Annotated in this window: 6 protein-coding genes and 1 riboswitch; of the genes, 2 read left to right on the forward strand and 4 right to left on the reverse strand. The window is 73.4% G+C overall.

The window, feature by feature from the left end; translation table 11 throughout:
* Positions 1-385: DNA glycosylase AlkZ-like family protein (locus B277_RS14865; protein WP_007929743.1), on the reverse strand; the 385-nt coding region annotated here is incomplete at its 3' end.
* Positions 382-1,035, reverse strand: a complete 654-nt coding sequence (locus tag B277_RS14870) for a class I SAM-dependent DNA methyltransferase (protein WP_007929754.1) — start codon at positions 1,033-1,035, stop codon at positions 382-384. The genes B277_RS14870 and B277_RS14865, both read right to left, overlap by 4 nt.
* Before the next feature lie 126 nt (positions 1,036-1,161).
* Between B277_RS14870 and B277_RS18205 the strand changes: the two genes are divergently transcribed.
* Both B277_RS18205 and B277_RS16260 read left to right on the forward strand, forming a co-directional pair.
* Entirely contained in the window at positions 1,162-2,175 is a 1,014-nt protein-coding gene (locus tag B277_RS18205) for an excalibur calcium-binding domain-containing protein (protein ID WP_007929755.1), read from the forward strand.
* A gap of 142 nt (positions 2,176-2,317) precedes the next feature.
* Positions 2,318-2,890, forward strand: a complete 573-nt coding sequence (locus B277_RS16260) for a class F sortase (protein WP_156811813.1) — start codon at positions 2,318-2,320, stop codon at positions 2,888-2,890.
* A gap of 9 nt (positions 2,891-2,899) precedes the next feature.
* Here the strand turns inward: B277_RS16260 and B277_RS14885 are convergent, their stop codons facing one another.
* Positions 2,900-4,639 (reverse strand): AMP-dependent synthetase/ligase, encoded by a 1,740-nt coding sequence (locus tag B277_RS14885; RefSeq protein ID WP_007929759.1) that lies wholly within the window; start codon positions 4,637-4,639, stop codon positions 2,900-2,902.
* A 104-nt stretch (positions 4,640-4,743) separates the two neighbouring features.
* Complete coding sequence (locus tag B277_RS14890) at positions 4,744-5,565, reverse strand: C40 family peptidase (protein WP_007929762.1); 822 nt, start codon at positions 5,563-5,565, stop codon at positions 4,744-4,746.
* A riboswitch (cyclic di-AMP (ydaO/yuaA leader) is annotated at positions 5,564-5,721 on the reverse strand. (Overlaps the previous gene by 2 nt.)
* Positions 5,722-5,938 lie beyond the last annotated feature (217 nt).

The following is a 5,938-nucleotide window of genomic DNA, read 5'->3' on the forward strand; positions in this document are numbered from 1 at the left end:
TCGCGAGCCAGGCCTCGCCGTCGTCGGCGATGCCGTGGCGGGCGGCGTCGCGCGAGACGAGCCGGTGCTGCTCGGGCGCGATCCGGCCGCGGGCGACGGCGAGCGCGGCGGGCAGCAGGTCGCGGGGGAAGGCGAAGAGCGTGCGGCGCATCGCCAGCTGCTTGACGATGCTGCGGTCGTCGTAGAGGGCCCCCTCGACGTCGGAGGGGGTGACCCCCGTCGTCCGTGCCCCCACCGCGAGGTGCACGGTGGCCGCCTCCGTCGCGTGCAGGCAGACGACCGCCCGGGCCGCAGCCACGACGTCGTCGGCCCGGTGCTCGGGGTGGAGCGCCTGCCGCGTCGTGAGGCGGGCGCGCCGCTCCGCATCGGTGACGAGCCGGGTCATGGGCGTCGGCCGACCGCGAGGAAGACCGGGTACCCGCGGCCTCCCTTGACGACCCGGCCGGCGTCACCGACGGTCACGTCGGCGAAGCCCGCGGACTCGAGCCGCGCGGCGACCTCGCTGCGGTCGAAGCCGTGGTGCCCGCCGAAGTCGTGGTCGTGGAAGCTGCCGTCCTCGCGGTCGAGGTCGGCGACCGCGACGTGCCCACCGCTGTCGAGGAGCTGGGCGAAGCCCGAGAGGACCCGGTCGAGCTCACCGACGTGGTGCAGGACGTTGGAGGTGACGACGAGGTCGAAGCGCTCCGGAGGCACCGGCTGGGCCTCGAGGTCGAGGCCCCACACGCGTGTCGGCGAGGGCAGCCTGCCGTCGGCGGCCTTGTCGGCGAGCACACGCCGCATCCCCGAGGAGCTGTCGACGAGCGTCACCTCTGCCTCCGGCAGGTGCGGCAGCAGCGCCGTGGTCACCAGCGCGGTGCCGGCGCCGTACTCGAGGAGCCGGACGCGCGGGCGAAGGGGGACCCTCGCCGCGATCGCCGCCGCCACCTCACCCGACTGCCGCTGCTTGTCCGGGTCGTCGTCCCAGGTCGCCGCCTTGTCGTCGAAGTGCGTCCCATCGCCTCGGTGCTGGTGGTGCCCCTCGTGAGTCTCGCCCATGGGCCCAGCCTGCCAGCCGCCACCGACGGCGGGGCTTCCCGGCTGACCCCGGGCGGGTATATCTTGCCGATCACCGGCGCGCCCGCGGGGGGAGCGCCTTGTCGCTTCGTCATGGGGAGAGCAGACGTGCGCACCATCGTTGCCAGGACCACCATCGCCGGACTCATCGCCTCGGGCGGCCTCGCGCTGACACTCGCCACTCCGGCGTGGGCTGCCGCGCCGACCGACCTGTGCACACCGGGCGCCAGCTTCACGCTCACGAGCGCCGAAGGGGTCGATCCCGCACTGGTGACCTCGGTGCGGGAGGCACTCACGGCGCGCGGGCTCTCGGTTGCGGCCGACGATGCCGACCTCACCGCGGTCATCGCCCCGGCGGCCGAGATCGTCGAGGGAGGCGATGCATCGGTCATGGCGGTCGCGCTGACTGCCGGCGAGCTTGATCCGTCGACGGCGGAGGAGGGCACCGACTGGGCTCCAGCGATGTGGACGGATGGTGCTACGCCGGTCAACGCGCTGCTGAATGCGTCGTGCGGCTCGCCCATGGCGGCCGACGAGCAGGACGGGTCCGGAGATGGGGTCGGCGAGGCCGCCGCCGCTCCCGCCGCCGCCCCTGCCACGGTGGCTGCCGCGCCGGCGACTCCTCCTGCCACGGCAGCCGCCGCCCCAGCTGCCCCGGCACGGGGCGCGGTGCCAGCGGCTCCAGCTGCCGCAGCGGCCCCGCAGGCGGCACAGGCTCCGGCTGCCGCTGCGGCACCGGCAGCTCCTGCCGCACCGGCCACAGCTCAGGCGCCTGCGGCGCAGTCGGCTCCCGTGGCCGCAGCTGCCCCGGCTCGGTCGACCGTCCCGATCGGTGACAAGGACTGCAAGGACTTCATCTCGCAGGCCGAGGCGCAGGTCTTCTTCACCAGCCAGGGTGGCCCCGCCGTGGACCCGCACCGGCTTGATGCCAACAACAACGCCGTGGCTTGCGAGGCCCACTTCGGTACCGACAGCTCCCAGGCGTCCCAGCGCAGTCAGGCCCGCACGATCAACGCCGGCGTCCCGGACGTCGCCGGCCCGAACGTGCTGGGTCTGCTCGGCGGCGGCCTGCTCGTCCTGAGCGGCCTCGGGGTCGCCGTGCGGGCCCGTCGCGCCGACTGACCGGGCGGGCCGCAACCTGAGACGCCTCGTCCTGCTGCTCGTCGCCTTCGGCCTCGTCGCCGGGGGCGCAGGGCTGGTGCGGTGGTCGCTCGCGGGGGGCGATGAGCCCGCCGCGGCGCCGGTCCCGAGCCGGACCTACGCGGTGGCGTCACCGACACCGGACACGACGCGTACGGCGACCGTCGACGCGATCCCGGACGACCCGGCCCCGGCGACGAGCGCTTCGTCCAGTGCGTCGAGCCCCGGCCTCGTCATGTCGCCCGAGCGGATGGGGCCCGACCGGCTCTATGTGCCGTCGCTCGGGATCTACGCCAGTCTCGACGGGGTGAAGTTCAGCGGCGGCTCCTTGGCCATCCCTCGGGAACCGTGGCGCGTGGGACGCGACGTGTGGTCGGCCCCACTGGGCGGCGGCGCGGGGACCACCCTGCTCGCTGGTCACGTCGACCTGTCAGGTACCCCGGGAGCTCTGGCCCGACTCAGCGAAGCTCGCGCCGGCGCACTCGTCTACGTCACCGACGGCGCAGGGAGGCGCTCGGCTTTCGTCACGACGAGTCTGCAACGCTACTCCAAGGTGTCGCTGCCTCGATCGCTCTTCGCCGTGGACGGTCCCCGCCAGCTCGCTGTCGTCACCTGCGGTGGCCCGGTGATGACGATCGACGGGGAGCAGCACTACCGGGACAACGTCGTGCTCACGGCCGTGCCGGCCGACGTCTGAGGCCGGCCGTCAGCGTCGGCTGTAGAGCCCCTCGATCACGTCGGCGCGCTGCTGGGTGATGACGTGCCGCTTGAGCTTTTGCGTCGCTGTGAGCTCGCCGCTCTCCTCGGTGAAGTCGTCGTCGAGGACCACGAAGCGCTTGATCCCCTCGGCCTTGGACACCAGGGCATTGGCCTCGTCGACGACCTGCTGGAGCTCGGCCTGCGGGTCGGCGGGTCGCTCGCGCTCGGGGTCGAGGGTGATGAGCGCGCCGACGAAGGGGCGTCCGTCGCCGACGACCATGGCCTGGGAGACGAGGGGGTGGGTGCGCAGCACGTCCTCGAGGGGGCCCGGGGAGACGTTCTTGCCGCCGGCGGTGACGATGATCTCCTTGGCCCGCCCGGTGATCGTCAGGTAGCCATCGTCGTCGAGCGTGCCGAGGTCGCCGGTGGCGAACCAGCCGTCGACGATCGCCTCGCGAGTGGCCTCGTCGTTGCCCCAGTAGCCGTCGGTGACGACGGCGCCACGGACGCTGATCGCCCCGTCGTCCGCCACCCGCACCTCGTTGCCGGGCAGCGGCCGCCCGACCGTGCCGACGCGCTGGACGCCCGGGCCGTTGACCGTGATGGCCGCGCAGGTCTCGGTGAGGCCGTAGCCCTCGTGGACGGGCACGCCGACTCCGCGGAAGAAGTGCCCGAGGCGCTCGCCGAGCGCCCCGCCACCGCTGATGACGTACTCCATCTCGCCGCCGAGCGCGGCGCGGACCTTGGTGTAGAGCAGTCGGTCGAAGACCGCGTGCGCGAGGCGCAGCGGCAGGCTCGGGCGACCCTCGCCCTCGCCGATGGCGCGGCTGCACGCGAGGGCGACCTGCTCCCCCTTCGTGAAGACGACGGCGGACACTCGCTGCCCCGAGGCCTGGCTGCGGACGCCGTCGTGGACCTTTTCGAAGACGCGCGGCACGCCGACGACCATGTGCGGGCGGAAGGAGCCGAGCTTGTCGACGATGCTGCCGAAGTCCGCCCAGAAGCCGACCGTCGCGCCGGACTGGGCGGCGATGTAGGCGACCGATCGGGCGAGGACGTGGGCCATCGGCAGGAAGATGAGGATACGCCGCCCCGGTCGGCCCACCGAGCCGATGGGGTGGTCGAGGCACCCGGCGACCTCGGCCGCGAGGTGACGGTGGGTGAGGACCACGCCCTTCGGCCGGCCGGTGGTGCCGGAGGTGTAGACGATGCCGGCGAGGTCGTCGAGGGTGACCGCGTCGCGACGCTCGATGACGCGCGCTTCGGGCACCTGCCGGCCGCGCTCGCCGAGGACCTCGAGGGCGTCCTCGTCGATGACGAGCACCTCGACGTCGAGCCCGAGGCCGCGGGCGGTCTCGGCCTGGTCGGCCGTGCCGACGAGCAGCAGGCGGGCGCCGGAGTCGCGCAGGATCCACTCGAGCTGCCCGGCCGAGGAGGAGGGGTAGACGGGGACGGTGCCCGCGCCGACGGCCCAGACAGCCTCGTCGAGCAGCAGCCACTCGTAGCGGGTGTCGGCCATGAGCGCGACCCGGTCGCCGGCCTCCACGCCGCTCGCGACGAGCCCGCGGGCGGCGGACGTCAGGGCGACGAGGTGGTGCCGTGCCGTGATGGTCTCCCAAGCGTCGTCGACCCAGCGGGCGAAGGACGGATGGGCGGGCTCCTCGTGCGCGCGACGCCAGGCGCGAAGGGGGAGCAGGTCCGCCTGGGTGAGCTCGAGCGGGCCTCCGGTGGCGTGGGTGCGGGTCACGGCCGGTCTCCTCATGGTGCGACTACAAGTGTAGAAGTCTAGTGTCTCACGACACGACGCAGGCCCACGACCGCTGGGGTCGGGGGCCTGCGTCATCGCATCGCTCAGAAGCGGCCGTAGGACACGTCGTCGGTCCAGATCTCGCGCTCGGTGACGCCCGTGCTCGAGTTGCCCGCGTCGAGGATCTTGCCGTCGCCGGCGTAGATCCCGTTGTGGTACGCAGGGTTGCCGAAGAAGACGATGTCGCCGGGCTGCGGGTCGGAGACCGGGGTGGCCGCCGCCTGCTGCTGGTCGGTCGTCCGCGGCAGCTCCTTGCCCGCCTTGTCGTAGACGTACTGGACGAAGCCGGAGCAGTCGAAGCCGGACGGGCTCGTGCCGCCCATGACGTAGGGCGAGCCGATGAGGCTGCGGGCGGTGCTGACGATCGAGGAGTCGGAGGTGCTCGCGGTCGAGATCTCCGCGGTGCCGCCGTCGGTCGAGGCCGCCGCGGTCGCCTGGCCGCTGGTGGAGCCGCTCTCGGTCAGGCCCATCTCGGAGCCGGTCTCCGGGCCCACGACGCCGTCGGCGGCCAAGCCGTGCTCGGCCTGCCACTGCGTGACGGCCTGCTCGGTCTCGGAGCCGAAGACGCCGTCGGCGCTCACGCCGACCTCGTCCTGGATCTGCTCGACGACACCGCCGGTGTCGCCGACGCGGACGATGTCGGTGAAGCTGCTGGAGCTGCTCGTCGAGTCGCTGCTCTGCGCGCCGCCGGCGGTCGAGGACTGCGTCGTCGGGGCCTGCGGCCCGCCGTTGGCGGAGGCGCTGCCGGCGAAGGCGGTCGAGGCGCCGAGGCCGAGGGCCGTGGCCGCGAGGACTCCGGCGCCGACGCGGGAGGCGGCGGCGCGGGCTCGGGGTGCGCCGTGACGCGGGGTGTGGAAGGTGATCATGCTGTGTCTCCTGGCGCCTGCGGAGTTAGCTGTCGGGTTGGGGTGGAGACCACCCCGTCCGATGGCTCGGCAGGGGCCGAGCCGGTGGACTTCACCCCGAGGCCTCGCGGCCAGAGGTTGGGTCCTCCGCTCCCACCGGTTCTGCAGGGGATCCGTCGGGGTGGTGGGACTCGGCGTGCCCCGACGGTGCCCGACATGCGTCCGGGCCGCGGTCGACCATAGATCACATGGTCACGGATTGGTAACGCGCCCCGGCCTGCCCGCCCTCTCCTACCCCGCCGCTCCCACCCCGCATTTCCCTAGGCAGATACGGGCGGGGGTGCGCATTTCCCTAGGGAAATGCGGGCTGGGGGTGGCCGTCAGGGGGGGTGGG

The sequence above is a fragment of the Janibacter hoylei PVAS-1 genome, from assembly GCF_000297495.1.
GTDB classification, from domain to species: Bacteria; Actinomycetota; Actinomycetes; order Actinomycetales; family Dermatophilaceae; genus Janibacter; species Janibacter hoylei.